This is a genomic window from Cohnella kolymensis (assembly GCF_000829465.1).
GTDB classification, from domain to species: Bacteria; Bacillota; Bacilli; order Paenibacillales; family Paenibacillaceae; genus Cohnella; species Cohnella kolymensis.
Genome location: NZ_JXAL01000026.1, coordinates 1 through 25,442 on the forward strand (window position 1 = coordinate 1; position 25,442 = coordinate 25,442).

At 50.7% G+C, this 25,442-nt stretch carries 32 protein-coding genes and 1 pseudogene; 9 read left to right on the top strand and 24 right to left on the bottom strand.

Annotated features, from left to right (window positions below; translation table 11 throughout):
• Window positions 1–199 precede the first annotated feature (199 nt).
• The 5 genes and pseudogenes from SD71_RS16690 to SD71_RS16710 all read right to left on the bottom strand — a co-directional run bounded on the left by SD71_RS16690 (window position 200) and on the right by SD71_RS16710 (window position 3,964).
• Entirely contained in the window at window positions 200–817 is a 618-nt protein-coding gene (locus SD71_RS16690) for a TraR/DksA C4-type zinc finger protein (protein ID WP_082034302.1), read from the bottom strand.
• Window positions 818–945: 128 nt separating this feature from the next.
• Window positions 946–1,455 carry a hypothetical protein gene (locus SD71_RS16695; RefSeq protein WP_041065666.1) on the bottom strand — a complete coding sequence of 170 codons (510 nt, stop codon included), beginning with the start codon at window positions 1,453–1,455 and terminating at the stop codon, window positions 946–948.
• Between the two features lie 115 nt (window positions 1,456–1,570).
• Window positions 1,571–1,801 carry a hypothetical protein gene (locus SD71_RS16700; RefSeq protein WP_041065668.1) on the bottom strand — a complete coding sequence of 77 codons (231 nt, stop codon included), beginning with the start codon at window positions 1,799–1,801 and terminating at the stop codon, window positions 1,571–1,573.
• Window positions 1,794–3,333: pseudogene (locus SD71_RS16705) on the bottom strand (FAD-dependent oxidoreductase). The gene SD71_RS16700 and the pseudogene SD71_RS16705 overlap by 8 nt, the downstream one beginning before the upstream one ends.
• 136 nt (window positions 3,334–3,469) lie before the next feature.
• Window positions 3,470–3,964: a DinB family protein gene (locus SD71_RS16710; protein ID WP_041065671.1), complete on the bottom strand. Its 495-nt coding sequence runs from the start codon at window positions 3,962–3,964 to the stop codon at window positions 3,470–3,472.
• Between the two features lie 152 nt (window positions 3,965–4,116).
• Between SD71_RS16710 and SD71_RS16715 the strand changes: the two genes are divergently transcribed.
• Window positions 4,117–4,674 carry a CGNR zinc finger domain-containing protein gene (locus SD71_RS16715; protein WP_041065674.1) on the top strand — a complete coding sequence of 186 codons (558 nt, stop codon included), beginning with the start codon at window positions 4,117–4,119 and terminating at the stop codon, window positions 4,672–4,674.
• Window positions 4,675–4,719: 45 nt separating this feature from the next.
• On the opposite strand, the gene SD71_RS16720 is transcribed toward SD71_RS16715, so the two are convergent.
• Both SD71_RS16720 and SD71_RS16725 read right to left on the bottom strand, forming a co-directional pair.
• A complete protein-coding gene (locus SD71_RS16720) occupies window positions 4,720–5,151 on the bottom strand; it encodes a GNAT family N-acetyltransferase (RefSeq protein ID WP_041066183.1) in 432 nt (143 codons plus the stop codon).
• 46 nt (window positions 5,152–5,197) lie between these two features.
• On the bottom strand, window positions 5,198–6,034 hold the full coding sequence (locus tag SD71_RS16725) for a phytanoyl-CoA dioxygenase family protein (protein ID WP_235427189.1): 837 nt from the start codon (window positions 6,032–6,034) through the stop codon (window positions 5,198–5,200).
• A gap of 128 nt (window positions 6,035–6,162) precedes the next feature.
• Here SD71_RS16725 and cdaS point away from each other — a divergent pair, with 128 nt between their 5' ends.
• The 4 genes from cdaS to SD71_RS23715 all read left to right on the top strand — a co-directional run bounded on the left by cdaS (window position 6,163) and on the right by SD71_RS23715 (window position 8,051).
• On the top strand, window positions 6,163–6,783 hold the full coding sequence (cdaS, locus tag SD71_RS16730) for a sporulation-specific diadenylate cyclase CdaS (protein WP_041065676.1): 621 nt from the start codon (window positions 6,163–6,165) through the stop codon (window positions 6,781–6,783).
• 72 nt (window positions 6,784–6,855) lie between these two features.
• Window positions 6,856–7,401 carry an MFS transporter gene (locus SD71_RS23710; protein WP_235427191.1) on the top strand — a complete coding sequence of 182 codons (546 nt, stop codon included), beginning with the start codon at window positions 6,856–6,858 and terminating at the stop codon, window positions 7,399–7,401.
• A 25-nt stretch (window positions 7,402–7,426) separates the two neighbouring features.
• Complete coding sequence (locus tag SD71_RS25125; protein ID WP_235427223.1) at window positions 7,427–7,678, top strand: hypothetical protein; 252 nt, start codon at window positions 7,427–7,429, stop codon at window positions 7,676–7,678.
• Entirely contained in the window at window positions 7,605–8,051 is a 447-nt protein-coding gene (locus SD71_RS23715; RefSeq protein WP_235427210.1) for an MFS transporter, read from the top strand. Before SD71_RS25125 ends, SD71_RS23715 begins: the two co-directional genes overlap by 74 nt.
• Before the next feature lie 2 nt (window positions 8,052–8,053).
• On the opposite strand, the gene SD71_RS16740 is transcribed toward SD71_RS23715, so the two are convergent.
• The 6 genes from SD71_RS16740 to SD71_RS25670 all read right to left on the bottom strand — a co-directional run bounded on the left by SD71_RS16740 (window position 8,054) and on the right by SD71_RS25670 (window position 12,711).
• Entirely contained in the window at window positions 8,054–8,887 is an 834-nt protein-coding gene (locus SD71_RS16740) for a pirin family protein (protein WP_041065678.1), read from the bottom strand.
• 23 nt (window positions 8,888–8,910) lie between these two features.
• On the bottom strand, window positions 8,911–9,111 hold the full coding sequence (locus SD71_RS16745) for a copper ion binding protein (protein WP_041065681.1): 201 nt from the start codon (window positions 9,109–9,111) through the stop codon (window positions 8,911–8,913).
• A 32-nt stretch (window positions 9,112–9,143) separates the two neighbouring features.
• Window positions 9,144–9,476, bottom strand: coding sequence for a four-helix bundle copper-binding protein (locus tag SD71_RS23220; RefSeq protein WP_082034303.1), 333 nt, complete (start codon window positions 9,474–9,476; stop codon window positions 9,144–9,146).
• A 75-nt stretch (window positions 9,477–9,551) separates the two neighbouring features.
• Window positions 9,552–10,868: a deoxyguanosinetriphosphate triphosphohydrolase family protein gene (locus tag SD71_RS16755; protein ID WP_041066189.1), complete on the bottom strand. Its 1,317-nt coding sequence runs from the start codon at window positions 10,866–10,868 to the stop codon at window positions 9,552–9,554.
• Window positions 10,869–10,895: 27 nt separating this feature from the next.
• Window positions 10,896–11,909 carry an ABC transporter substrate-binding protein gene (locus SD71_RS25665; RefSeq protein ID WP_052476341.1) on the bottom strand — a complete coding sequence of 338 codons (1,014 nt, stop codon included), beginning with the start codon at window positions 11,907–11,909 and terminating at the stop codon, window positions 10,896–10,898.
• Between the two features lie 34 nt (window positions 11,910–11,943).
• Complete coding sequence (locus SD71_RS25670) at window positions 11,944–12,711, bottom strand: SgrR family transcriptional regulator (RefSeq protein ID WP_052476342.1); 768 nt, start codon at window positions 12,709–12,711, stop codon at window positions 11,944–11,946.
• Window positions 12,712–12,845: 134 nt separating this feature from the next.
• On the opposite strand from SD71_RS25670, the gene SD71_RS16765 reads away from it, so the two are divergent.
• Together SD71_RS16765 and SD71_RS16770 are read left to right on the top strand one after the other, a co-directional pair.
• On the top strand, window positions 12,846–13,034 hold the full coding sequence (locus SD71_RS16765) for a hypothetical protein (RefSeq protein WP_041065687.1): 189 nt from the start codon (window positions 12,846–12,848) through the stop codon (window positions 13,032–13,034).
• Window positions 13,035–13,386: 352 nt separating this feature from the next.
• Window positions 13,387–14,049, top strand: a complete 663-nt coding sequence (locus tag SD71_RS16770) for a flagellar brake protein (protein ID WP_041065690.1) — start codon at window positions 13,387–13,389, stop codon at window positions 14,047–14,049.
• Window positions 14,050–14,112: 63 nt separating this feature from the next.
• Here SD71_RS16770 and glpX read toward each other — a convergent pair whose 3' ends face one another.
• From glpX to SD71_RS16820, 10 genes are all read right to left on the bottom strand, one after another.
• Complete coding sequence (glpX, locus tag SD71_RS16775) at window positions 14,113–15,084, bottom strand: class II fructose-bisphosphatase (protein WP_041065692.1); 972 nt, start codon at window positions 15,082–15,084, stop codon at window positions 14,113–14,115.
• Between the two features lie 158 nt (window positions 15,085–15,242).
• Window positions 15,243–16,394 (bottom strand): metallophosphoesterase, encoded by a 1,152-nt coding sequence (locus tag SD71_RS16780; protein ID WP_326998769.1) that lies wholly within the window; start codon window positions 16,392–16,394, stop codon window positions 15,243–15,245.
• A 134-nt stretch (window positions 16,395–16,528) separates the two neighbouring features.
• A complete protein-coding gene (locus SD71_RS16785) occupies window positions 16,529–18,478 on the bottom strand; it encodes a copper amine oxidase N-terminal domain-containing protein (RefSeq protein ID WP_052476343.1) in 1,950 nt (649 codons plus the stop codon).
• A 128-nt stretch (window positions 18,479–18,606) separates the two neighbouring features.
• Window positions 18,607–19,062, bottom strand: a complete 456-nt coding sequence (locus SD71_RS16790; protein ID WP_152619501.1) for a GNAT family N-acetyltransferase — start codon at window positions 19,060–19,062, stop codon at window positions 18,607–18,609.
• Window positions 19,063–19,117: 55 nt separating this feature from the next.
• Window positions 19,118–19,702 carry an ATP-dependent Clp endopeptidase proteolytic subunit ClpP gene (gene clpP, locus SD71_RS16795; protein ID WP_041065699.1) on the bottom strand — a complete coding sequence of 195 codons (585 nt, stop codon included), beginning with the start codon at window positions 19,700–19,702 and terminating at the stop codon, window positions 19,118–19,120.
• 17 nt (window positions 19,703–19,719) lie between these two features.
• Window positions 19,720–19,941, bottom strand: a complete 222-nt coding sequence (locus tag SD71_RS16800) for a hypothetical protein (RefSeq protein ID WP_041065701.1) — start codon at window positions 19,939–19,941, stop codon at window positions 19,720–19,722.
• Window positions 19,938–20,537, bottom strand: a complete 600-nt coding sequence (locus SD71_RS16805) for an ArsR/SmtB family transcription factor (protein ID WP_041065706.1) — start codon at window positions 20,535–20,537, stop codon at window positions 19,938–19,940. The genes SD71_RS16800 and SD71_RS16805 overlap by 4 nt, the downstream gene beginning before the upstream one ends.
• A gap of 173 nt (window positions 20,538–20,710) precedes the next feature.
• Window positions 20,711–21,028, bottom strand: coding sequence for a YbjQ family protein (locus SD71_RS16810; protein WP_041065709.1), 318 nt, complete (start codon window positions 21,026–21,028; stop codon window positions 20,711–20,713).
• A gap of 64 nt (window positions 21,029–21,092) precedes the next feature.
• Entirely contained in the window at window positions 21,093–23,060 is a 1,968-nt protein-coding gene (locus SD71_RS16815) for a tetratricopeptide repeat protein (RefSeq protein WP_041065712.1), read from the bottom strand.
• A 51-nt stretch (window positions 23,061–23,111) separates the two neighbouring features.
• Entirely contained in the window at window positions 23,112–23,636 is a 525-nt protein-coding gene (locus tag SD71_RS16820) for a hypothetical protein (protein WP_041065715.1), read from the bottom strand.
• A gap of 111 nt (window positions 23,637–23,747) precedes the next feature.
• Between SD71_RS16820 and SD71_RS16825 the strand changes: the two genes are divergently transcribed.
• On the top strand, window positions 23,748–24,149 hold the full coding sequence (locus tag SD71_RS16825; protein WP_052476344.1) for a hypothetical protein: 402 nt from the start codon (window positions 23,748–23,750) through the stop codon (window positions 24,147–24,149).
• 25 nt (window positions 24,150–24,174) lie between these two features.
• Window positions 24,175–25,107, top strand: a complete 933-nt coding sequence (locus tag SD71_RS16830) for a serine hydrolase domain-containing protein (RefSeq protein ID WP_052476345.1) — start codon at window positions 24,175–24,177, stop codon at window positions 25,105–25,107.
• Between the two features lie 39 nt (window positions 25,108–25,146).
• Here SD71_RS16830 and SD71_RS16835 read toward each other — a convergent pair whose 3' ends face one another.
• Window positions 25,147–25,440, bottom strand: a complete 294-nt coding sequence (locus SD71_RS16835) for a hypothetical protein (protein WP_041065718.1) — start codon at window positions 25,438–25,440, stop codon at window positions 25,147–25,149.
• Window positions 25,441–25,442 lie beyond the last annotated feature (2 nt).

A 25,442-nucleotide genomic window follows, 5' to 3' on the forward strand; every position in this document is an offset into this window, starting at 1 on the left:
TGATTCTCCCCGGTTTTTATCCGGATGCGGACAGCTTATCCGACTAATGCTGGACAACTTATGCCGTCATCTGCTGGGCATTATGCGCTAGCAGTAACAGTATAGATTAAAAAAGTCTTATTTTTCAGATCCTTTTGATTGAAAAAGGCTGTTCCAAACTCATCTGCTCGGCTTGGAACAGCCTTGAGGACCTCAGCTGTTACAGTTCCCGGATATGCAGTTCCTCGTTGTCGGTATTTTCATCCGCTTTATCTGTCGACAATTGCTCATAGCTGCCGACATCCCTCTCGGCTGCCATGGCCGGTGAATCGGAGCTGCCATGGCTTTCCGCCATTTTCCAGGCATCGGCCTCATCGAAATGCCCGCTGTCGGCTTGCCGGCGCTCACCGGCTCCTGAAGGAGGCGGTGTCATGACCTGCTCTTCGATCGGGCGGTCTGAGACAATCGCAGAGGTGTGACTATGTTCTACGCATGTAGATGTCCATGGAAGAGCTTCAAGTCTCTCGAATGGTATGGGTTCTTCGCAAACGACGCACTGTCCATAAGAACCATCTGCAATTCGATCAAGCGCTTCATTGGTCTCTTGCAGCCTTTTTTCTATCGTGTCGTCGATGACCATATCTCTTTCCCGTTCGAAAACTTCCGTAGCGATGTCCGCCGGATGATTATCGTACGCAGACAGCTCCCCGGTAGAGCTGCTGATCGTCTCCTTGCCGGCCGCTGTTTCATTTACGGTAAAATGTCTTTCCAACTCCTCTTTTTCCTCTGCCAACCTCGTTTTTAACAATTCTATCTGAGAAGCTTGTAATCGTTCCATAGAAACCACCCCGTCACAAGGTACTAGAGCCCATACGGACTCTGTCACCTTACTTACCCATTAGCATCACGTCTAACACGCCGCAAAAAGCCAACGCCTAAGCCTCGGCGTCGGCTTCATTCCATCTGTTAAGGAATAAATTGCTGGGTGATCTTCACGATCTTATTATTTTCAATGACTAAGTGGTAAGGGAAATCTTTCATATTCATTTCTTCGTTCGGGCCGAATAAAGAGACGAATTTAGTAACGTCAATCTTCTCGTTCCAGACAGGATCCGCTTCATCGATATTGCCGTTACGGTTGTAAAGCTGCATGAACACCTCAGCGTCCGGCGACAGTTCGAAAGTTTGCAGCTCGCTTACATCATTCACGATGTAATAGCCGTCCGGAGCTTCCGTCATTTCCGGATCTTGCTCTCGTTCGCGAAATACCCGATCCGCCTCTTCGCCTTCATACCATTCGATGAAATCTGCGGCAATGTAAGTCTTACCATCCGCGGTAAAGATCCTGTCGATATATGCAGGGTGCGTTTCCGAACTCTGTGTAACCGGCGTGTAGTCATTGTGATTGGCTTCAACAAAGCTGAACGGGAGGAGACCCAACAACACAACGGCCAAGCTGAGAAGCACCTTTTGCATATTCCCGATCTCTCCTTAGTCTTGTAGCTGTAATCTGCCTATACCTCGTACTTATCCAATGCGCCGCAAATCAAAACAAAAATCGACCCTATGGGCCGATTATTATTATAAATATTTAAGGAATCTTGTATTTATTCTCAGTCGATGAGGAATGTTTCGTTTCCTCTTTGCGCTGTTCTTCCTTCTGCTCCATGTTCAAATCTTCCACAGGGATCGGGTCTACGTTCTGCTCGCTTTCCCACATATCGAACAGGCTTTCGTTCTCGGTCGGATATTGCTCGGGGTGATCCCGGTTTCCGCTTCGATGAATCTTTTGTTCACGTATTTCTTCGTTATGGTCAGCCATGGTGCTCGACCTCCTTCAAAGGTTGTGTCGCCGGTCCTTCTATGACTGATCCGTCGTAGTGGAAACGTGATCCGTGGCAAGGACAATCCCATGTCCTGTCGCCGTCGTTCCACTCCACTTCGCAGCCCATATGCGTGCAGGTTGTGTCGACCAAATATAACTGTCCGTTTAGGTCGCGGTACGCCCCTGTTTTGCGGCCCTTTATGCGCACGTGAGCCGCTTCGTCATTACCGAGATCCTCCGGTTTCGTCCGGGTCCACTCGAGCTTGCCGGCAACATAATGTTTGGCTGCATTTGCATTCTCTTTAACGAATTTTTTCACGCTGGGATCGGTATTGAATCTGTTAGGATCAAACAGCTTCTCATAGCGGTTGTTTGCCAAACATCATGTCTCTTAAAATAACCGCGGCTATCGTGCCCGTTGTCATCCCCCATTTGCGATAACCTGTTGCTACGAACGAGTTAGGTGTATTGTTGGAGTTCATGCCGATGTAAGGCATTTTATCCAATGTGCCGTAGTCATTGGTCGACCATCGGTAGGCGATTTCCCGAACCGAGAAATTTTGCTCGGCAAACGATTTTAACGCTTCGTAGTGCTTTATCGTGTCTATTCCTTGCCCGGTTTTATGGCTTTCACCGCCGATTAGCAGAAGCTTCTCCCCGTTATAGTCGACGGCCCGGATCGATCGCTTAGGATTTTCGGCGCTGATGTACATGCCGCCGGGATACTCGAGATCCGATTTCACTGCCAGTGCATAGGAACTGTCCGCATGCATTTTGGCATAATACATTCCCCCTTCGAATACAGGGAAATGGCTGCAGGATACGACATCCAAGCACTCAATCCGGTGTCCTGCATCCGTTGTTATGAAATTCGGGATGCCTTCTTCAACTTTCTGGACGGTCGTCTGTTCATACACGCGTCCCCCGAGGCGAACGAATTCATCGAGCAGCCGGAGCAGGTACGGAATCGGATGAAAGCGCGCCTGATTTTTCATCACAACTGCCGCACGCGCGGGTATCGGTAAGGGAATGCTGTCCATGTACGCCCCTGGTATTCCAAGCTTCTCGTAAGCTTTGAATTCGTTGCGGATGGCTTGCACTTTATCCTCTGCTGCCGTGTACACGTAAGCATCTTCTTCGGTCCAATCGCATTCGATGGCATGTTCGGCAACCATATCCTTGATAAAATTCAATCCGTCTCGATTCGCTTCATAATACAGCCGGGTGTTCTCTTCCCCGAAATGGCTGATGAACTCGTCGTAGATCAGGTGATGCTGCGCGGTTACTTTGGCCGTTGTATATCCTGTTGTGCCGTTCAGGACTTTACCCGCTTCCAGCAGAACGACTTCTTTCCCCGCTTTGGCGAGCAAATAAGCGGTGGTAATCCCCGTTATGCCCGCACCAACCACGGCTATATTGACCTTGAGGTCGCCCGACAACTTATCGAAAGCGCGTTGTTCGGTCGACGCTAACCAACACGATTCCGGCTGCTGAGGCATGCCCGCATCGGTTCTGTACGAATCATTCATACTCGGCTTGAGCCCCCTCGGATGCCAATTTCAATACACACACTATTAAACATTTATTGCCTCTTTGATTGAAATTTAATGTCAACCCAAATAAAAAACCGCGATCTCTCGCGGTTCGGAATACGGCGATATTCAACTATTCGAATGATCGGTGTGACGGCCAAGAGCCTTGCAGCTTCCTAAGCATGATGATTTGTCCGGTATGGTAAGCATCGTGCATAATGAGGCCGGAGAGCCACATCCCGACTGAGTTTGTCGGAACGAGACGGTCGAAATCCTTTTCATCCATGGCCGCGATATGATCCCGTATCCCATAATGAACGCTCCTCAAACGCGCCAGCGTTTCGGTCCAATCCGACGGCGCGGTGCTTGGTACCGCAAAAGTGTCATCATTGGTTACGCCTGGCGGGTACGACGACTCTTCACCGTTCAATCGTTTTAGAAACCGTTCTTTGTAATAAACGAGATGATTCACATTTTCCCAGATTGTGTTTACCTTCTCTCCTGCCGGCCGCCAGTGGGCCTGCTCGGCTGTAACGTCTTTGAGAGCGTCCGCTAACGGGGGATACCAGTCCTCTTGCCCATCATAGCAGCGATCCCATTGGTACGACAGCAATTCAACAGCGGTCATTGACAGTCCTCCTTATTCGAAATATGTAACCACCTAAAATATTATTACCAGTTACAAAAATAAACTTAACATGTGCCTTATCGGTTTTCAAGTAACTAGTAATAATAGTTTTAAGGTGTTACAATAATTCGTAAAAAAAGCGGGGATTTTGTATGCTGTGGGACGACTTTATGAACAGTGAATGGCACGATTGGCGCGGGAGCGGGAAGTCGGAGGATCGGCTGGACAAGCCGGAATGGCTGAATGATTGGCTTGAACGCCACCGCCTCTCAGTGGATGCCGCGCCATCGTCGGATGAGTTGGCAGCCCTGAAGCAATTGCGTTTGCTGCTGCAGCGGATGGTCAAAGATATTGTGGCAGAGTTAGAAATGCGCGCTGAGGATCTCACTGAACTTAACAAGATTATGAAAGGCGGTGCGGTCATTCGCCGGTTAACCATGGCGGATCGGCTGTATAACATAGCGTTAACCCCTGTTGATCATAACTGGCGGCAGGTCATGGCCGAAATCGCCGCTTCGTTCGCCCATGTGCTTGTTGACGCCGACGCGTCCCGCATTCGCATCTGCGATAATCCGGATTGCTTATGGGTCTATTATGACGACACCCGCAATCGATCGAAAAAATATTGCGATGATAAGTGCTGCGGCAATCTGATGAAGGTGCGGCGTTTTCGCGCACGACAAAAGGCCGCCGCTCGCAAACCTACATGACCGCAGACGGAAACAACCGCCGAAATCATTCGGCGGTTGTTCTGTTTACGCTTGAACTCTGTCGATATCCGTTACATAGGTGCACTTGAACCTTTCGACACCCGGGTATTGCTCGCCCAGACTTTCGATCGTAAAACCGATGCTTCTATAAAAATCAACCGTCTCCTCATCGGTTTCCGCCACAATGGCCTGAGGATTTTTTAAATGCAGCATTTCAAGGATCATACCTCTTCCATACCCCAACCCTTGTTCTTCAGGCAGAACGGCAATGTGCCTCAGCTCCAGCACGTTCTCGCTATCGATTCGGAAGCCGACGAGACCGATCAGATTCTTATCCGCATAATAGCCCATGATTTCCAGATCGGGCCGATCCTTATATTCCTTCATCGCTTCCTCGGTCCGTTCAGGATCGTCATAAACGATTAACCCTATTAACTGTCTTATCGGGTTATCATCCAGCTTGTCTTTAATATCCATCAACACTGTTATCTCTCCAATTCCAAATCGATAATGGCATTTTCATTTAAACACGGCTGTACAGCAGCGGATTCAAGCGGCTTCCCGCAGCATCTCCCGGACTCTGACCCGGCAGCCATGCCGCTAAATCCGCTTTTCTGGCATTACTGTCCGGTTCCGCAATGCGGATTCCGTCGGCGAAATAGATGATGGTCATCACTTTGCGCATGGTTTCCGTTGGATTTCCGGGCGCGCTGTGAAGAGTCCATCCGGAGTGGAACGTGACATCTCCTGCAGCCATGGCGCCATAATTCATCTTCTCAAACCCTTTACCTTCGATGTATTGCCCAAGCGTTCTGTGCGACTCATCCGAAATAACCATTTTATTAATGTAACCGATCTTCTGGGATTCCGATGCGAACGTCATTGAGCCTACTTGTTCGGATATCGGCACAAGCGGCATCCACAGGGTGATCGTTTTGTCCGTATCAAAAGGCCAATAAATCTGGTCCTGATGCCAAGGGGTGTGACCGCCTCCCGGCTCCTTGAACAACGCCTGGTCATGATAAAGTCTAACCCCGTCTACGCCCATTAAATCCGCCGCGATCTTCGCGAATCGCTTGGCCAGCGTAAACCGCGCCGCCGCTTCGCTCTTCTCCCACAAATTGCCCACCTGAATGAATGCTTTGCCGTAAGTATCCCGCTCTTCGACAGGCTTATCGTGACCGTTCAACTTTTGTACCCAATCGCTGATGATCGGCTCGTATACGGCTATCTCTTCTTGGTCCGCCACTCCGCGGAGCAGAATATGACCGTTTCGCTGATAACTGCTGATTTGCTCTAAGCTCAGTTCGTAGTTCTCATTTAAGCTTGGCAATGAATCAAGGTTGTCATGCAATGTCACGTGTATCCTCCTCCATCACAGTGGAAACCGCTCTAACGTTAATATAGCAGTAATTAGCGCTCTGTGAATACAACGAATCCTAAGTCTGCATGCTATTACATGATATTGAAAATGGATGTGAGCGAACCATGTCGACAACCACGGCGCAGAATTGCGATTTCTCGCCGATGAAGCAATTGATCAAAGAAGATTTGCGGCAGTTGGCCGAGAGTATGGGCGAGCTCCTTCAAATGCTCGATAACGAAGATTATTGTCAGCTGGGCGAATTCGAGAAAATTAAAAAGAACTTCATGAATATCGAGTCGCGCGCAGCGACCTTTTATTTGAATTGTTACCTTTCGCCTCATACGGATCGGTATATGGACTTATCGGTGTGCATTCAAAGTTTATCTGAACACCGGCACGGCGGATTGATAGCGGTTGAACGTAAGGACCCTCTGGATAACCTGATCCAGCCCGGCATCGCCATCGGCGCTCCGGTCACCCATTCGCTGCTGGAGTCGATTTTCTATCCCGGCAATCCGCTGCATGACGGCGCAGTGCTGATCCGGGGTAACGAGATCGTCTCGGCGAGAAACATCCTTCCCCTCACCGGCGGCCACAACCCGGAACAGAAGACCGGAACCCGCCACAGAGCGGCTCTCGGCTTAACCGAGAGAAGCGACGCCATCGTGCTTGTCGTATCCGAAGAAACAGGCAAAGCTTCGTTCTCAAGATTGGGGAGGCTTTATCCTGTCATTACCCCTTAGCACCCGTACCGGGGCGGGATCAGCCCATACGCAATCTAAGCACAGGAGGACCGAAATGGCGGCTCGCAAGAAATGGGATTTATTATCGATTGCCACAATTCCGCTCACCATGACACTGGCCAATTCCATGCTGATCCCCATTTACCGGCCATGCAAAAGGCGCTCGGAATTACTCCTTTTCAAGCGAGCTTGATCATAACCTCCTATGCCTTAATTGCTATCATATTCATCCCTATTGCCGGATACTTGTCAGACCGGTACAGCCGCAAGGCGGTTATGCTTACAGGTCTCCTTCTTGTTTCGGCTGCCGGTGCCTGGGCCGGCTTCGCAGCATTATGGGCGGAAAATTCGTATCGAACTATTCTTTTGGCCCGTTTGGTTCAAGGCTTAGGTTCGGCCGGCTGCTTTCCCGTCGTACTCCCGCTGGTGGGCGATTTGTTCAAAAAGGACGAAGAAGTGAGCAAAGGCTTGGGGTTGGTGGAAACGGCGAACACATTCGGCAAGGTACTGAGCCCGATGATCGGCTCCGCTCTTGCGCTTTGGACTTGGTACATACCGTTTTTCGCTATTCCTGTGGTCAGCCTGCTCTCTTTTTTTTATGGTTTTGTTTTTGCTTAAGACGCCTCCCAAGCAGTCGCAAGAGGTGGAGAACATCAGCCCGAGAAGATTTCTGGTCTCCATTACCGGACTGCTTAAAGCCAAAAAATGGCTGTATGCGATTTTTGCGATCGGCGGCATTACGATGTTCATCATCTTCTCAAGTCTTTTTTTATTTGTCCGAGCTATTGGAGATCCGAGGGATCAAGCCCATCACCAAAGGGTTGGTGCTCGCTGTGCCCCTCGCCTGCCTGTGCCTTATTTCGTATTTGGGCGGAAAATGGATCGGCGAAAATAAATTACGCATGAAATGGACCAGCTTGACCGCAATGGCCGTGACCGCCGTCAGCTTGCTCCTGCTCGGCATGATCGTACCCGACAGCATGATGCTGCTGGTGCTGCTTTTATCCGTGGCCCTTGCCGGCATCGGCGCCGCTTTGCCCAGTCTCGACGCGCTGATTACCGAAGGCATCGAAAAAAAACAACGAGGTACTGTCACCTCGTTGTACAGCAGTATGCGTTTCATCGGGGTGGCCATCGGACCGCCGATCGGCGCTTTACTGATGAAGAATTCCATGTCTTTGCCGTTCTACGTAAGTGCAGCAACCGCACTCACCGCGGCGGTCATTACCGCTTGTGCAATTCGGCCGGGCGCTAGGGAAGCGGGCTGATATCATACAAATTTGCCGTTCCTGTAATCTTCATATGCCTGAACGATCTGTTCCTGGGTGTTCATGACGAACGGCCCGCGGGCAACGATCGGTTCACGCAAAGGTTCACCTGCGTATAGCAGCACACGCAGCCGGCTTACAGCAGTAATTTCGAGTTCACTTTCCGCATTCCCTTCCGCGGATCCAAGCAGCAGCACTTTTTCTTTCCCTGCCGCCATCTTGTCGCGGCCGAATTGACCTTCTCCATCCAGTACATACAGAAAGCCGTTATACGAGCCGGGCAGATCCTGCTTGACTGTAACTCCCGGTTCCATATTGAACTCTACCATCGTGACGGGAACAAAATTTTTCGTTTCGGCGCGAACCCCTGCAGAGGATCCTGAGAATACGATGATTCTTGCGCCCTCTTCCTCCCTGACCGGCATATTTGCGCTCCTTAAATTTTGGTAGCGCGGTTCGGTCATTTTATGCTCACTCGGCAAGTTGACCCACAGCTGCAGGGAATGAACGACTTCGCCTTCCGCCGGATCCTCTTTATGAATAACGCCGCGTCCGGCCGTCATCCACTGGGCGTCCCCGCCCTCGAGCACATCCTGCGTGTGCGTCTTGTTATCGAAGTGTTCAAGTTTGCCTGACAGCACGTAGGTCACCGTCTCGATGCCGCGGTGCGGATGAACGTCGAAGGAACCCTTATGGAACCAATCTTCGGCAAGGAATAGAAAAGGATCGTAATCCGACCATTTGCCCGGCTCAAGGATGAACCGGTTTTGATGTGTCGGGCTAATGTGATTAACTCCGTTAGACCATACTTGCTTGATATCGCGTTGATATGCCATTCTGCCTTTTACCTCCTATACATTCACACAACGTCGTAGCCTTGATCTTGTATAGCTGCTTTAATCGCTTCCAGCGAAACACGGGATTCATCAAACTCTACCGACACGGAATTCGAGGCCAGATCGACTGTAGCGGACGCCCCCAAGCTCTTTACTGCGCCCTCTACCGAGTTCACGCAATGATTACAAGACATTCCCTGCACCTTAAGAGTCGTTTTTTCCATTGATCTATCCTCCATCTCATCTTTTCATCAGTTCAATGCACGATGAGTGCTTTGCACGCCTGCGCGCAAGAAAAACAGGCTTCCGCGCAGCGCTGGCAGTGCTCGTTGCGATGGCGCACGCATTCTGTCGCGCACGATTCGCACACTTCCGCACATATTTCGCACAAATCCAGCGCGTAGGACGCGTTCAAAGACAAAGCCTCAGCCGTGAATGCGCAGATTTGCGCACATTCGCGGGTCAAGCGGATACAGACTTTCATATTCATCGAATGCTCTTCACTCAAGCAAGAGTCATAACAGTAATTGCAAGCCTTCATACTCCGGATACATTCATCGATGCAGCTCTGAAACTGTTCATGCGACACGGAATACAGCCTCCTCAGATCAGGTAATGAGTTTCTTTACCCGTTCACAGGAGAGGCCACACATCTGATACGGGATCAATCCCGCTCATAGATCGACCCCGAACGGCTCGCGAAAAATTCGAGATACACTTTCTCGGCATAGGCGTCCGTCATCCCCGAGATATAATCGGCCGCAAGCCTTTGCCAGTCCCAGCTGCCGCTCTGCCGCTCATAATTGTTCAGCCAATCGGGCGGGATAATCAACCGGCCGGTCTCTTCGTTTTTGAAGCTGTCCCAAAGCCGTTCGATCATGACTTCGCTCCGCTTGTGAAGCCGCTGAACCCGAAAATCCTTGATTAAGGTCACCCAAGCGAGCTTCTTGAGGATCTCCATCGTGCGGAGCAGGTCCATGTCTTCTACCCCGTCCCGCACGAAAGTCACCTTCTTCCATCCTGTATCCGGATCATCGATGATCCCGACCTCATTTGCGAATATGCGAACCCATCGCGCCTTCATTTCCCTTCTCGTACGCGACGGATCGCGATCGCATTGCGCATAGATCGTTTCCCACAGCTCCAGATATTGGCCGAGAACTTGCTTCACCATTGCGGGCATATCGACTTGCAGCCAATTCGCCTCCGTAAATCCGGGATCATCTGTAATCTCCTGGATGAGACTGGCCACAATGCGATCATCTTCAAACAAGCTGCGGTTCATCGGAATTTTGCCTGCACGAATCCCATCCTCAAGATCATGTGTCGAATATGCGATATCATCGCACAGATCCATGAGCTGGGCTTCCAGTGTCGCGCAATTCTCGGGCATCCCCCATGTCTGCCGAAGAAACTCGATGCCTTCCCACTCCATCCGGTAGACGCCTTTGATACGGCCGGGTTCATCGACACAGAACGGATATTTGTTAATGCCGAGCAGAACGGCAGCCGTCAAGTCCAAGCCGCTGTCGCTGCCGGCCCGCTTCTCCAGAAACATGAGGATCCGAAAGTTTTGGGCGTTCCCTTCATATTTCAGGCCATGCTCATTCCAAAGAAGCCGGTTTAACACTTCTTCCCCTTTGTGACCGAACGGGGGATGGCCGAAATCATGAGCCAATGCGGCGCACTCCACCACCTCAGGATCGATCATAAGTCCGGGATGTGCCTTTGCCGACAAAAAGGGATAACTTTTGCCGAGACGTCTGGCGACCTCTCTCGCGATTTGGGACACCTCAAGCGAGTGCGTCAACCGCGTGCGATAGTAATCCCCGGATCCTGCGCCGAATACCTGGGATTTCCCCTGCAGCCTGCGCAATGCGGGCGACTGAATCAATCGGGCATAATCCTTCTCAAATTCATCCCGGTCATCGCCGGAATGAACGTTTTCCGTATCGTATAGCCTCATATTCCGCACATTCATGATGTACAGCAACCTTCCCGCCTAAGTTCAGGTTCCCGGCACGCGGGCTTCCAACCATATATCTTTAAAATCCATCCAACCGAGCGAATTTAAACCGACACCTTTGACGTTCGGGTGAATATACGTATTTATTTTTTTGTGCAGCAGAAACAGTACATGCCCTTCGTCGTAAAGCCGCTTTTCTATCGCGTTCAGCAGCTGCCGGCGTTCATCGGGCCGCTCGGCTGCCAGAGCGAGGTTAATCTGTTGTTCAGCCCATTGAAGCATCTCAGGATGCAGGCATTCTCTCAAATAGTTCCCTTGCTGGTGGTAGTTCTCGATTTCACACACTTCATCTTCCGTAAATATGACACTGTACAAAATACAATCCACACTCTTGAGCACGTCAGGCGCTTGAAACGCGTTGCATAAATCGACGCGTACGATGTCTACAGCGATTCCGAAATGTGCGCAGCGTTGTTTGATCCACTCCGCATCGGTTATAAAATTCACACATGTGCCTAAGGTCAAGGGCGTGCCGTCGTATTCTCCCTCTTTGAGCAAAGTCAGCGCTTCATCCGGATCATAGCCGTCATTCAGAAAGGGCGTTTGCTCGGTCGGACGAAATCCGCGAGCCGCATATGCCCGGTCTTCCCCTAACTGCCGGATCATAGCCTTGCGATGGATGAGCAAGTTAACGGCGCACCGGAATTTTTCCGAGTGTTGAGGTCCGTCTTTGCCTAAGTTCCATGTCAGCATTGTGCAGCCCTTGTACAGCTGTTCGATTGTTTTCCAATCCTTTGCCGGCTTGTTCCCCATTTGGTTATGGTCCGTAATCAGGTGCTGCCATTTCGCAGTTTCGGAAGCATCAGCAGTATCCTCCGGCATTGTCGCGATGACCACACGGTCGAGATGAGCCCGCCCCAAATAGTAATCGGTGTGCGCCGCAAGCTCCAACCGGTCTTCCGTCCATTGAACGATGCGGAACGGTCCCGTCCCCGTCGGATGAGCCCAGAATCGGCTTTCATCCTGATGGTTCAGCTCCTTCGGAACGATGGACATGCCGGCAGAACACAAATAGCGGAGAAACAGACGATTAGGCTTGCTTAAAAAAAACGCGAACGATGCGCGGCCCGGGACAGTCTACCCGAATCACCGATCGAACCATCCAGCTGTGCAGCTTGTCCCCATTCAGACGTTCCAACGTAAACCGCACATCTTCTGAAGTGAGTTCCCGGCCGTGATGGAAACGAACACCTTTGCGCAGATAAAAAGTCCACTCGGTTGCGTCTGCGTTTGAATCCCAAGCATGAGCCAATCCCGGCACATAACGGTTCTCCGAGGTATCATATCCGACAAGCCGATCGAAAATTTGCCGGATCATCTGCGCCTCAAAAGCATAATTCACCTCGGCAGGGTCGAGTGTCGTGATCGTTCGATAAACCGGAATACGAAGCATATCCATCTGCGCGCTTCCTTCCGTCTGCTCCGATTCATAACCGAAATGGCCGTTCAACCATTGAACGAAACGCTCTTTGACCGCCGTCCCTTCACTGTAGGTTTGGAGAAGCTCAAACGCCTGCTTATATTCGCCTTTCTCCGCCATTTGTTTCGCCCACTCCAACAACAGCGGATCGCGATCCGCCAAGAACTTAATGCGTGAGCGATTGCCGCGGCCTCGTCCGGCTTGCCATTCGATCAAGCCTTCCTCCACCAGCTTGTGCAGAATGATTTTGACGTTACGTGTCGTACAGAACAAAGTTCTGGAAAGCTCGTCAATACTCACTTCGGCTTCCGGGCATTTCACCTCGGTGCCGCCGAACGTGTTATGGAGCGTCAAGTATCTTTCAACGGCAGGATACATACGATGCCTCCTTCCAGCTGTTGCTAAATGATTGTTGATTAAAAGGGGAAGTGCGTGGAGGAAACAGTTCTCTTTTTTTCCCCTTTTTGGTACAGCATAATAAATCTCATCAACGATAGCAAGGAGGAAATGAAATGCTGCTCAATCATTATGCGTTGGAGAAAGTAGCCTCTTATCGAAGCGCCGAACTGGAAAAGCATGTCCGGATCCGCGCCGAATGGGATGATGCTCAACGGAAGCCGAAAAAAAGAAGCGCAGACGATGCGCGTCCCTCTTCTTCATTGTGTCCGTCCGGTCAGCTGTGTTCACAACAAAACGTTTAAAGATAAATCGCGGGCCGCTGCCATGCTGCCGTGCAAAGCGGCTCAGCCGCTCTGCAGCCACCGAAGTGAGGCATGTAGCACGTCCAAAGCGGCTAAGCCGCCTTACCAGTTCATCCAACTGCTTCGTTTGTCTAACGTATTTTCACAGCACCATACCGGGCGGATTTGTTCACATACAGCATATACAAATCGCCCCCCTCTCCTTTCCACTCTATCCCCGCAAGCCCCGGAATGCTCCCCTATTATCTTTCCCCTAAAATTTTCATGGAACTTACTGGATTTTCATTATATTATTAAATACATATGCTATTAATCATCTCGTGAAATTCATCGGCAAGAGGAGATAAAAGTTATGGTCTCTAATCCCAATGCATTGTTCTGGGTCAATCAAATGCTCATTCTCGAGACGGAAGACAGAATGACATACTATACTCGCATTGTTAAAGTAACCGACAATTCAGTCATAATTGTCCACCCCGTCAATGAAAATCGGCAGCCGCTCAATCAAGCCTCAGGTAAACGTGTCGAAATGAAAATCTACAACGACCAAAAAGAAGGGTATGTATTTGAGACGGTTCTAAAGTTTGATAATAATGAGCTATGCTTTGTCAAACCGGATGCCGCATCCCTTAATAAAATTCAAAGAAGGCAGTTTTTCCGTGTCACAGCCTCGCTTAGTTTATCTCTGGATATTGAAGAGACAGGCAGCTTTAACTTTACTACATATGATGTAAGCGGCGGCGGAGTCAGTTTTTACAGCCTGAATACGGAAATGTTCAACATGAACGACGTTGTCGGAGGACGTCTCTATCTCCCTAAGAAATTAGGAAAAACAGAAATTCTCTTTCGCGCCAAGATTGTAACGATCCGCAAAGATGTCGACTCCCGTCCCAAAATCGCTTTGAATTTTACCCGGATCAAAGAAAATCACCGAGACGATATCATTCAATATTGCATAACGAGACAGCTGGAGATGCGCAGGATTCTCGGCGAACACCTGGCCATGCGAAAGTAAAAGATCCTAATAATAATGGAGTGCCGCAACTGCTGACAGTGTGCGCACTCCATTTTTCGTTACTTATAAGGTTCTGTGCAAAATAGCCTTATTAGGCAAATAGTGCCGCGATGTAATGAAGCGGATCGTCTTTGTCTTCGCGCGCATGACTATGGAATGGGTTTCGGCCCGATCATCCGGCAAATAGCGGACACCGCCCAGAAATTCTCCCGGGGTTACTCCCGTAGCCGCAAATATGACATCATCCGTACCGACCATGTCTTCCATGCTCAGAACTTTGTACGGATCCTCGATCCCCATCTGCAAGCATCTTGCATATTCGTTCGCATCCGAAGGCATCAGACGCCCTTGTATTTCGCCTCCCAAACATTTCAGCGCGGCGGCGGCGAGAACTCCCTCCGGAGCGCCACCCGAACCGACGTACAAATCGATTCCGGCTTCCGGGAAAGCCGGGGCCATCGCCCCCGCCACATCACCGTCGGACAGAAACTTGATTCTGACCCCGACTTTTCGGAGCGTTTTGATCAGCGACTCATGCCGGATCCGGTCCAGGATCATTACCGTTAGTTCAGCTACGTTCTTGTTTAGTGTTTCAGCTGCTTTCTCCAGCGTCAGCTCCATCGGCTCCGTCAGTTTGAGCTTGCCGACCAGCTCCGGCCCTACCGCAAGCTTCTCCATATACATATCCGGAGCGTGAAGCAGGTTGCCTCTGTTCGCCACAGCCAATACCGACATCGCATTGTTCAAGCCTTTCGCTACAATTTCCGTTCCCTCCAGCGGATCGACGGCCACATCTACTTCCGGTCCGTTCATGCTCCCCACCTGCTCTCCGATATACAGCATCGGAGCTTCATCCATTTCGCCTTCACCGATCACTACGGTTCCCCGAATGGATACGGAATCGAACATTGCCCGCATCGCGGAGGTCGCGGCTCCGTCGGCGTTGATTTTATCTCCCCGCCCCATCCAAGGCGCTGAAGCCAACGCCGCGAGTTCCGTGACGCGTACTAACTCCAAAGCTAATTCTCTTTCCATATCGATTCCTCCGTTCAGGAATATTTATAAGTTATTGTATAACAAATAAATATATATGTCACAATATATTTAATCAAAAATCAATTTAATGCGTCATAGATAGATAGCACAAAAATACCGTCCGGATATCATTCGGACGGTTTTGGTAGCGCCTTTTTTTATGATTTCAACCGGAGAGTGATTTGTATAATCTCTGACCGGCTGCCGATGCGGATCGGAGGCCCCCAAGAGCCGAAGCCGGAGGATACGATAACGTGCATCGCCTCTTTCATCATATAACCCCAATCAAGCTCGAACAGTCTCCGTGTAAATAAATGGTTGGGCGCGAATTGCCCGCGATGCGTGTGACCGCATAGCAGCAGATCCGCTCCAGCGTCCGCTGCCTGCTGAAACTTGGTCGGCTGATGATCCATCAGAATGACCGGCTTCGCCTTATCCAGACCGGCTAACAGCTCCCCTGCGCTCAGCCTTCCTTCAGGCTCCGCCGTCTCCGCTGTTTTATCTTTTCTCCCGGCAACGTATAACGAATCGGCTATAAGCAGCTTATCATCGCGAAGAACGGTAATGCCGATAGACCGCATTTGCTCAATATATTGTTCAATATGTCCGCCGTAATACTCATGATTGCCGAGCACCGCATACACGCCATGCTTGGCTTTCAATTGCCCCAATGTGCGGCTCATCCGATTACGGATGAAAGGTTCGATCGTATCGTCGATCACATCGCCCGGCAGCAATATCAAATCCGGATTCATACGGTTCACACGGCTGACCAGCCGCCTTAAATGCCGGTTCCCGACCAAGTTGCCCAGATGGATATCCGATGCGGCGGCGATTGTCCACTCTTTCGCCGTAACCGCACTCTTGTCCACATCCAGCACATGCTTACGCACAATAGGGTTCCAGGCGTTCCGCGACCCGATCAGCAGTGCAGTTCCCAGCACGATCAGCACCGCCGCTCCCGCATAGACATCATACTCTTGCAGCGGTATCCCGAACGGAATAAGTGCTGCACGTACAATATCCATAAGCGCAAACAACACAAACGAATATTCAAATACGAAAATATAATAGGATCCGAGGACTTTAATAAAACGGAACAGAGGCTGCAGAGGCCGGTTCACACGAATGCGTCCAATGAGAAATCCGAATGCCGCGAGCGCGAGCAGCGGCCAGAAAATCTCAGGCTGATATGAAATTCCGGTGTCATCCATCCACCCCGTTACATGCCATCCAATATAGTAATTCATCGCAGAGTATATGAGCAAAATGAATAAGAACATGGCGATCATGCGAGGTTGCATTTTCATTGCTTCTATTATCTCCCCATTAACCAAGTTGTAGTTACTATCAAAATTATAGCATACAAGCATTATTCCTAAATGACTAACAAAAAAACCCGGACCGCAATGGCCCGGGCTTCCGGCAAAGCTCGCTTATTCTATTATCTAGGCATCGGCATAAATAGTAGATTAATAGGCAGCATACTGCCATTCGCCGGCGTAAAGATGATTGTCACCGTTTCTACCGAATCTCCGGTCTTATACAGTACTCCCACTTCATTCGGATTCAAAAGAATGCTGTTGTTCGTCGCGTATACAAGCTTGCCGTTGACGTTAAACGCGCCGGCGTAATGTCCGCCGCGGGGATTCACGACAATGGCCGTTCGCGGCTGAACGTTATTCAATCGAATGGTGTACATCGTACCGTAGTTTCCGGCGTTTTTAACCTCTGTTTGCGTGGTTTTGTCAATGCCCGGCAGCACCACATCGGACACGTTGTCCGTCAGCACCATCCGGCTTTTCACATCGCCGATCGTCTGATTGACGATCATCACTCTGTCCGCTTGCTCGAACGTTCCGCGAATGTGACGATCGTGGCTTGGCAAGAGCTGCAGGTACGGAAGATAAGTCATCACGTTGCGGTCTGCGTTAACGACAACAACTTTCACCCGCAGCGGCTGATCCATTTTGACATCGGCGTACATGGAAAGTACGTCACCGGGCTTCATCGTTTTTTCACTGAATTGCGAAACGATGACCCGGGTTTGGCCTGCAGGGATTTGCACATTCGTCCATCGGTTTACCATCCGCGATTCCAGGAACCTTGCGGTTGCTGCGCGGCCAACCGTAGTGACGTAAGGATTAGGGCCGCCGATTCCTACAGGGCCCATGCCGACGTTAGCGTCCACCGCGTTCTCATTCGTGGCGATAATGTATACTTTGGCCGGTGTCGAACGCCCGTTGTAATTGTGAACCAGGAATCTGACATCGCCGGACACGACATCCTCGTAGTAAATCCCTTCATCTTGGATCGTCTCTGGGCTGTTGGCCCGGATCAGCGTCTGCTCTTGCGGGTCGATGAAATAATGCATTTTCGGCAAATTCAACACTTCGGGCCCGCTGATCTCGAATTTCTCGCCTGCCTCCGTATACACCAGGTTAAATTCCTCTTTCGTGTATAGAGTTTCATTTAAGATGGTGATCGTTTTGGAAAATTCATTAACCGCGCCGTTGACGTCCGTTACTTTCAGTGTAATCGTCTTCTCGACCGGCTCGAAAAACCCTTTTTCGTCATTCGTCCAGACCCGCTCGTTAATCAGGTTCTCGTCATCGTAGCTTTGGTCCGTATAGGTGATATATTCACCCATTTTATAAGTATCCTTATCCGTTACGAAACCGGCCACCGGCGGCTGGTTCGGGGCTTTCACCGTAATCGTCAGCGAGTACGGATCGCTCCAAACTCCGGATTCATCTTGTACCCAATGCGTTACCGTAACGGTACCTTGCTGCTCAAACAACGTGTCGTTATTTTCCCAGCGTTCATCTACGATTTTCAAGCCGCGCGGATGATAGGATAAGTCCGTATAAAAGACTTCCGTTTGCCCTGCGTAAGGGTTCAGTGATGACATCTCGAATTTGGCGACCGGCTTGGCTGTCCAAGCGAGCTCAATTTTCTTTTGTGCGGGAACAAAGGTGAACGTCATTCCGAAATGCTGGCTGACCGTGCGAAGAGGTACCATCAGCGTCCCTTTGAGCACGTAAGGAGCTCCGATTCCCTTCTGGGAAGTTCCATTCAGTAAGTATGGAGTGCGGCCTGTGTTGAAACGCAGTTCAGCTATTCCATTCGCCAGAACATACTGCTTGGTCTTCGTGTTATACGAGATTGTTCCATAGATTTCATTCATGAACGAACGCGCTGAAATATAAGTAACGCCTTTAACTGCCGTAAGCGGTTGTGTAGCCAGCACCGTTCTGCCGTTATGTATCATTTTCTTGGAGCCTTGAAAGACAGCCAACTGCTCTTCCCCGCCCGAGGTTTCTTCGGCGAAAACAGGAACAGACATGGCGAACAGCATCAAAATTGCGAGGACTGACAGAGAAAATCGTTTCAAAATACCGTGCTCCTTTATCTCTTTAATTACAGATCTATTAATTAAAACATAGAGTTAAACGGCAAGACCAGTCAAAGGTTGCTATTTTTTTAGAATTAATGAAAAAAATAAGTCTTGAGAGGGGGCTCTCAAGACCTAAGATTTTTGCGCATGCGCACATGCAGGATATCTGCATCGAGAAAAGGTTCTATAGATTCCGTGACATAGCCGAGCTTCCGGTAGAAGTCTTCCGCCGTACACTGCGCGTCCAGCAATGACTCGGCGCAGCCGCACTGACGAGCGTCATCCTCCATGCCTTGCAATAGAAGCCTGCCCACGCCCGTGCCGCGATATGACTTTAGAACGGCGATCCGCTGCATTTTGGCAACTCCGGGTTCGTACGGCTTCCATCTTCCGGTCGCGATCGGCCGGTTATCGTCGAGCACAATAAAGTGCCGGCAGGAAGTCGGTGATTCATCATACTCATCGAGCTCCAGATCCGGCGGCACGCCTTGCTCTTCCACAAAAACCTTCATGCGTATGTTTAAAGCTTCTCTTAAAAGATCATCTGTCGTTATGTGCAGACACTTCATCTCAGCGGCCATCACTTTCATGTAGGATTCCTCTATGATAGCCTGAGAGGCAGCGAGACGCAACGCACTATCCGCAGATCCGGTCAATCAATCCGTATTGAAGGGTTTCCTCCGCAGACATATAGTAGTCGCGGTCCGTATCCTTCTCGACTTTCTCGAAAGGCTGGCCGGATCTCTCTGCGAGAATTTGATTAAGCCGCTTCCGGGTGTTCAGCACATTCTTGGCATGTATGGCGATATCGGTCGCCTGCCCTTTGATTCCGCCGCCTCCCACCCAAGGCTGATGAATCATCACTTCCGCGTTCGGTAATGCAAGCCTTTTGCCCGGTGCCCCCGCAGCAAGCAGGACGGCGGCATATGAGGCGGCCATTCCAACGCAAATCGTAGATACATCCGGCTTGACGAACTGCATGGTGTCGTAAATCGCAAAGCCGGAAGTCGTGGATCCGCCCGGAGAGTTGATATACATATGAATATCTTTATCGGGATCGTCTGCAGCAAGGAACAGCATTTGCGCGATTACCGCGTTCGCCGTGTTATCGTCGATGGCAGATCCCAGAAAAATAATACGATCCTTAAGCAACCGCGAATAGATGTCATAGGACCGCTCGCCGTTGCGGCTTTGCTCTACAACCATAGGTACAAAGCTCATCGCTGTCATCCCCTTCCTTATGCCGCGCAGCGGAGCTGCTTGTTCGTTGAATCGGCGGCTTTAGCTTTAACAGCTTGCGGCGCTCCGAATCCTGAAGAAATGACACGGATAACTGGCATTGTCGTTTCTACGCCGGATCCGGTCCGAATTTCCCGTACCGATGCTTCCCCGCCGCTGCTTGAGTTCGAATTTTCCCACACCAATATCGGCCGGCTCGTCAGTTCCTCAGTCTTATTCATTGTCTTTTTCCTCCTTGATCCGGATCCGGATATACGGCCATCAGCACCCGATAACCATTGTCTTTGTCGTCTGTACGATATTTCTGAGCAAGCTTCTTCATGGCCTCGGCGTAATCGCGTATGAAAGCTTCACGGTCTGCCTCAGCCGGCAAATACACATCCGTCTCGAGAGCTGCGCTGGCAATTTCCGCGGCTTCGTCCGACGCTTCCATCAACCGCATGGCATCGCTGCGCATACGTTCCGAAACCGTAATCAGGTGGCGCAGCGCCCCTTGGTCCTTCATTCGTTCTACGGTGTCTTCCGACCAACCGAAGGATTCCGGGATGATAAAGGTTCTGGCGACTGCCTGGTACAGCACCTCAATCAGGTTTTTGACCTGACGTGTGCCGCTTCGCCGCAGCAATCCCACCTTCTCCAGCGACTTGAGATGATAATTGATTTTTTGCGGAGATTCACCGAGCTGCCTGCCGACTTCCGTGGCGGAAGACGGTTCGTTCATCATACGCAGAATTTCCGCCCGAAGCGGATTCAGCAAGGCGAGCGCCTGTTCCGGGCTTTCCAACCTGTAGACCTCTTGTATTCGGAATTCTGCCATGTTTGTCTCCTAAAAATTAATTTTACGTAAACTAATCTTATTATGATTGATCTCCAATGTCAATATTCTCACAAACAAAAAAAGCCCGTTTTTTTCCCTCAGGAAATCAATCGGGCTTCTGCTTCGTGCAATAGGAGTGATATCGGAACGAAACGGGATTCCCCGCGACCTTCTTACGCCTCGACGTGAACGGCCGTGCCGCTGACCGCCACCATCAGCATACCGTCCCTGATCACTTCATAATCCACATCCACGCCGACGACCGCATTGGCACCGAGACGCTGGGCTTGACTGACCATATCCGAAACGGCGATATCGCGCGCTTCCTTCAGCTTGCTCTCGTATGTACCGGACCGGCCTCCGACGACGTCAGTAATGGAAGCTAGAAAATCGCGGAAAATATTCGCACCCATAATCGTTTCCCCTGTTACAAGACCATAGTATGAGGTGATACGGTAACCTTCCACATTCGGCGTTGTCGTAACGAGCATTCATAGCCCTCCTCTATTCAGATCAACCATATTTTAACATAAGGGAGGACGCCTGCGAATACGGTTATGACAAATAACGCATGGTCCCGTAAGAATTTATAAATTGCTCTTTGGCGCGTTCCCGCATCTCGTCGTCGAAGCCGCGAAGCTCGTTAAGCAGGGCGAAACGGTCGCCTTCCTGTTTCTCTCCGCCGGCATACAAAAGCCATTGCGCCAGATCATGAGCGGCACGCGAACGGTCAAACGCATGATGATACATGATGGACGCACGTTCCAGATACGCTTGGGCTTCAAAAGGATTCAACTCAAGCACTTTGGAATACGAGGCGATGGCATCATCATAGCGATCCAGCTGTTTGTATACCAAGCCCAGATTGTAATGTCCCTGCGGATCTTCAGGCAGCATCCGGGCATAGGTCAGCGAGTCCATCAAGGCCGCGTTGTATTCATCCAACCGGTAGTGGATAAATCCTCTAAGCCAAATCAACCTGGCATTCGTCCCGTCCAGCAGCAACGCTCTGTTGCAGTCGTCCAGCGCTTCCTGGAGACGTCCGGCGGCAAACCTGCACCTTGCCCGGCGGTCGTACATCTGCGGGTTATCCGGTTCAAGCGCGATAGCCCGGGAAAATTCGGTTTCCGCAAGCTCCCAGTTCTCCATACCCGCGTAAAGCTCGCCCAGCGCGTAAGCCGTTTTGCTTTGCGACATCAAGCTTTCATCCAGCTTAACGGCAGCTTGAATATCCATCATGGCTTCCTCGTAACGATCGGCCATGAACCTGACAAAGCTGCGGCGCATGTAGTAATCGGCGGACGCTTCGAACTTCAAGGCTTCCGTATAAGCCTCATCCGCTTCGTTGTAGCGATCCATGTCGATGGCCAGTTCTGCGCGCTGCTTCCAATTCAAAGGGTCATCCGGTTCGCGGTCGGTCAGCACCTTGTTTTCCTCCAGCGCCTCTTGCAGCCGATCCGCTTCCCGGTAAGCGTCGGCGAGCCAATAACGGACGACCATGTTGTCCGGAAAATGCTGCTTGGCGATCTGGAGCGTTGCGACCGCTTCGTTATGTTTACCTTGCAGTCGATACGTGGTGCTTAGCTCCATGTAGCCATGCAGCCAAAGAGGATTCTTCTCTATTAAATCTTTAAGAATCGTCCGGGATTCCTCATAACGGTCTAACTGACGGAGCAGCATGCCTTTACGCAGCAGCAGCTCGGCGGACGCAGCGTCACACTGCTGCGCCTTCTGAATCGATACGAGCGCTTGTTCGAGGTCCCCCATGTTCTCCAACAATCGCGATTCGTAAAGCCTGAATCCGCACTCCTCTTGTGCTCCCTTCATCAAGCTGTCGACGGCTGCTTCGGAATAATTCGTTCTTTCCTTCAGCATGCCCGCTCCCCGATCGCTTGAATTGAACCAACGCTCCTGCAGCTTGATGCCTTCCTGCAGTGTTTTCAGCGCCTCATCGCTGCGATTCAATTTCTCCAATGATTGCGCAAGTCTGTAATAATAGTGCGGAATCGCTTTATCCGGGTTCGCTGCCGCTTGACGGTAGCTGTACTCGGCCTCGTGAAAAAGTCCCATTTTCATATAAACATTGCCTAACTCGTAAAAGGTCGAAGCCTTTTCAGAATCTGCCTTGCGTTTCAATGCTTCTTGGAAATCCCGCACAGCGAGACGGTATTCACCGCGGTCATGGTGGGCGATGGCCCGCGAATACCAATAGAGATACGGACCGGGATCCAAACGGATCGCTTCGTCTAAATCCGCGATCGCTTCCTCTTCCTTTCCTTGCTCATTGTACATATGAGCCCGGCATTCATACGCTTGCGGAAGCGGCGTACGCGACAAAAGCTTCGATAACAGCTTGATCGCTTCATCGGCTTGCCCGTTGTCGTACAACAATTCGGCATAACCGACCTGCTTTTCGGGCGTCATCCGGTCGATGCCCCATCTTTGATGCCAACGGAGAGAGTGGCGCCATTGCTGACGCTTCAGCAGCCATTTTGCCATCCATCGGGTAAATCTTCCGCTCAAGTTCATCCCCTCCAATTGACGCAAAAGCTGCCGAGACACCCGGCAGCTTGTTTATTGTGAGTACCTGTCCGTCGTATCGATTCCTTCCTCGACGGCAAATTCAAAGTCATCAATGTCGTAGAGCTGCACGGGAATACCGTTCTGTACGACCTTCTCCTGGAATTCGATCTGATCGGTAAGAATCGGACATTGCAGGCGAAGCGACGTCAGAATGACTTCGGTCTCGATCGGGTCCAGAACCTCTCCGTACTGCATGTTCTCCGACGCATTCACGATGACCATCGTTACCTTGTCATTGATCGGCAGCGGAGGACTTTCACGCCAAGGAGCCAGCAGCGCACGTTCTAACTTCTTTTTATTAAACGGATCCTCGAAAAATGAAATCATTTCGCCGATCTTTATTTTTACATAGGCGTCGTCCTCAGCTTCCGGCATCAGCGGATCCGGGCTGTCTTTCATGTCATACAGCTCCATGATCGTCGTATAGGGGATCCTATATTCGACAGGACGTTTCGGCAGAAGCAGTTGGCCGTAAATGGCGATCATTACCGCCTCAATGACAAAACGCCGACTCATTGGTTCTTTACCTCCCGGGAAGCTTTGTGCGTTACTTGCGAATTGTTTCCCATTATATCACAAAAAGCGGGCGGCGTGACGCGAACGGTTGCGGTATAATATTCGAAGATTGTGCAGTTTCGCGCGGAATTGAAAGGTTACTCCGATGCGGACATCCCCCGATTGCGCGATTGCCTGGAACGCGCCCGGAGGCTGTTCCCCAAGCCGGGACTATTCAGCCCCTCCTGGAACGAATTATGGAATGAATTTGAGGGTATATATACGGCAAAGAATAAAGTGCTGTACCGCATTCCAGCTGAAGTTCGCGATGGTGAATGGCAGGTGTTAATCGACAATCCTTTTGTGCCGCAGCAGGTCGTGTGTTATCCCGCACTGGAGTTTGCCGATGCCTCCTATTTATACGGATACTTCCAGCTGGAGCTGAAGCCTCATGAGTGTTTGAGGCTGCAGAAAATCACTCAATTGATGGTTACGCACGGAGATAAAGCTGCCTCCATTCTGCCAAGCATCTAAAAATCGCATCATTGGAGCCTTAACTATGAACTCGACATTTCCATTATCGTCGACCAAGCTCGCTAAATTTAAGCGGCAGGTCGAGAAAGCCAATATCGAATACTGCCAAGTCTATCAGCGAGGTGAAGTGCTTTTTACACACTCGCGTCATCCCGGCTCTGCCGTTGAACTCCACAAAATGAACTCCATTACCAAAAGCGTGCTGTCTCTATTGATTGGCATTGCGATGGATCGCGGAGAACTGGGCACTGTGCATACGTCCATTGCCGAGTTTCTGCCCGGTGCACGGAAATACGCCAAAGATTCGCTGACGCTTGAACATTTGCTGACGATGACCCCGGGAATCGAATGGCTGGAAATGGGCGATTGGGGAGGCAAGCCTTACCCGATGATGAACAGTGAGGATTGGGTGGAATTCGTTCTCACCCGTCCCACGATTGATCCGCCCGGAACGCTCATGATCTACAATTCCGGTTGTTCTCACCTGCTCAGCGCCATCCTGCAACAGGCGACAGGGTTAAAGGCCGCGGAATACGCGGAGCGTCATTTGTTCGGCCCGCTCGGAATCGCGGATTATTATTGGCCGGCCGATCCGGATGGAATTAACATCGGCGGGTTCGGCCTCGAGCTGGACTCGGCTGATTTGCTAAAGCTTGGACGGCTCATGCTTGACAAAGGGCGCTGGAATAACGCACAGATCGTTTCGGAAAACTGGGTGGAAATGTCGACACTTCCACGTTATCACACCTACAGCCACATCGGTTCCTATGCCTATCACTGGTGGGTCATGAGTGACGACGACCTGCATCCGTCGGAGCCTTATACGTACTTTGCGATGGGTTACGGCGGCCAGAACATCTATATCGTACCGGAACATGAGTGCGTCGTAACCTTTGCCGCCAACTTGTACAAAGACACTTTCCACACCTATCGGCTTTTTAAAGAGCTCATTTTATAACAAACAAGCATCCCCGGGATCAACCCGTGGATGCTTGTTTCACTGTGCATGCAGAGAACCGTTGCGATAGACTAGCACTCTGCGAGGATCGTTACGCAGCTTCACATTGGCCATTTTCACGTCATGTTCGGTCAGTACGAGCGGCTCCCAATCCTGCACCTTGCCAGCTACTTCATCCGGCGCAATTCCCGCTTCCGCCAACGCTTCCGGCATCTGCGCAGCAGTCGGCGGCTGCTCCCAAAGGAGAACCCCGTAGTACGCGAGCTCGTAACCGTTCCTCTGAACACAAGCGAGTATCGTGCCTGTCGGCGCATGTTTCAATACATAAGGCATTG

What these genes read in the sequence shown, in the direction of transcription:
- SD71_RS16690 (WP_082034302.1), bottom strand. Translation starts at nt 817, where the DNA reads ATGGAACGATTACAAGCTTCTCAGATAGAATTGTTAAAAACGAGGTTG.
- SD71_RS16695 (WP_041065666.1), bottom strand. Translation starts at nt 1,455, where the DNA reads ATGCAAAAGGTGCTTCTCAGCTTGGCCGTTGTGTTGTTGGGTCTCCTC.
- SD71_RS16700 (WP_041065668.1), bottom strand. Translation starts at nt 1,801, where the DNA reads ATGGCTGACCATAACGAAGAAATACGTGAACAAAAGATTCATCGAAGC.
- SD71_RS16710 (WP_041065671.1), bottom strand. Translation starts at nt 3,964, where the DNA reads ATGACCGCTGTTGAATTGCTGTCGTACCAATGGGATCGCTGCTATGAT.
- SD71_RS16715 (WP_041065674.1), top strand. Translation starts at nt 4,117, where the DNA reads ATGCTGTGGGACGACTTTATGAACAGTGAATGGCACGATTGGCGCGGG.
- SD71_RS16720 (WP_041066183.1), bottom strand. Translation starts at nt 5,151, where the DNA reads ATGGATATTAAAGACAAGCTGGATGATAACCCGATAAGACAGTTAATA.
- cdaS (WP_041065676.1), top strand. Translation starts at nt 6,163, where the DNA reads ATGTCGACAACCACGGCGCAGAATTGCGATTTCTCGCCGATGAAGCAA.
- SD71_RS23710 (WP_235427191.1), top strand. Translation starts at nt 6,856, where the DNA reads ATGGGATTTATTATCGATTGCCACAATTCCGCTCACCATGACACTGGC.
- SD71_RS16740 (WP_041065678.1), bottom strand. Translation starts at nt 8,887, where the DNA reads ATGGCATATCAACGCGATATCAAGCAAGTATGGTCTAACGGAGTTAAT.
- SD71_RS16745 (WP_041065681.1), bottom strand. Translation starts at nt 9,111, where the DNA reads ATGGAAAAAACGACTCTTAAGGTGCAGGGAATGTCTTGTAATCATTGC.
- SD71_RS16755 (WP_041066189.1), bottom strand. Translation starts at nt 10,868, where the DNA reads ATGAATGTGCGGAATATGAGGCTATACGATACGGAAAACGTTCATTCC.
- SD71_RS25665 (WP_052476341.1), bottom strand. Translation starts at nt 11,909, where the DNA reads ATGTCCATCGTTCCGAAGGAGCTGAACCATCAGGATGAAAGCCGATTC.
- SD71_RS25670 (WP_052476342.1), bottom strand. Translation starts at nt 12,711, where the DNA reads ATGTATCCTGCCGTTGAAAGATACTTGACGCTCCATAACACGTTCGGC.
- SD71_RS16765 (WP_041065687.1), top strand. Translation starts at nt 12,846, where the DNA reads ATGCTGCTCAATCATTATGCGTTGGAGAAAGTAGCCTCTTATCGAAGC.
- SD71_RS16770 (WP_041065690.1), top strand. Translation starts at nt 13,387, where the DNA reads ATGGTCTCTAATCCCAATGCATTGTTCTGGGTCAATCAAATGCTCATT.
- glpX (WP_041065692.1), bottom strand. Translation starts at nt 15,084, where the DNA reads ATGGAAAGAGAATTAGCTTTGGAGTTAGTACGCGTCACGGAACTCGCG.
- SD71_RS16780 (WP_326998769.1), bottom strand. Translation starts at nt 16,394, where the DNA reads ATGAAAATGCAACCTCGCATGATCGCCATGTTCTTATTCATTTTGCTC.
- SD71_RS16790 (WP_152619501.1), bottom strand. Translation starts at nt 19,062, where the DNA reads ATGGCCGCTGAGATGAAGTGTCTGCACATAACGACAGATGATCTTTTA.
- clpP (WP_041065699.1), bottom strand. Translation starts at nt 19,702, where the DNA reads ATGAGCTTTGTACCTATGGTTGTAGAGCAAAGCCGCAACGGCGAGCGG.
- SD71_RS16800 (WP_041065701.1), bottom strand. Translation starts at nt 19,941, where the DNA reads ATGAATAAGACTGAGGAACTGACGAGCCGGCCGATATTGGTGTGGGAA.
- SD71_RS16805 (WP_041065706.1), bottom strand. Translation starts at nt 20,537, where the DNA reads ATGGCAGAATTCCGAATACAAGAGGTCTACAGGTTGGAAAGCCCGGAA.
- SD71_RS16810 (WP_041065709.1), bottom strand. Translation starts at nt 21,028, where the DNA reads ATGCTCGTTACGACAACGCCGAATGTGGAAGGTTACCGTATCACCTCA.
- SD71_RS16820 (WP_041065715.1), bottom strand. Translation starts at nt 23,636, where the DNA reads ATGAGTCGGCGTTTTGTCATTGAGGCGGTAATGATCGCCATTTACGGC.
- SD71_RS16830 (WP_052476345.1), top strand. Translation starts at nt 24,175, where the DNA reads ATGAACTCGACATTTCCATTATCGTCGACCAAGCTCGCTAAATTTAAG.
- SD71_RS16835 (WP_041065718.1), bottom strand. Translation starts at nt 25,440, where the DNA reads ATGCCTTATGTATTGAAACATGCGCCGACAGGCACGATACTCGCTTGT.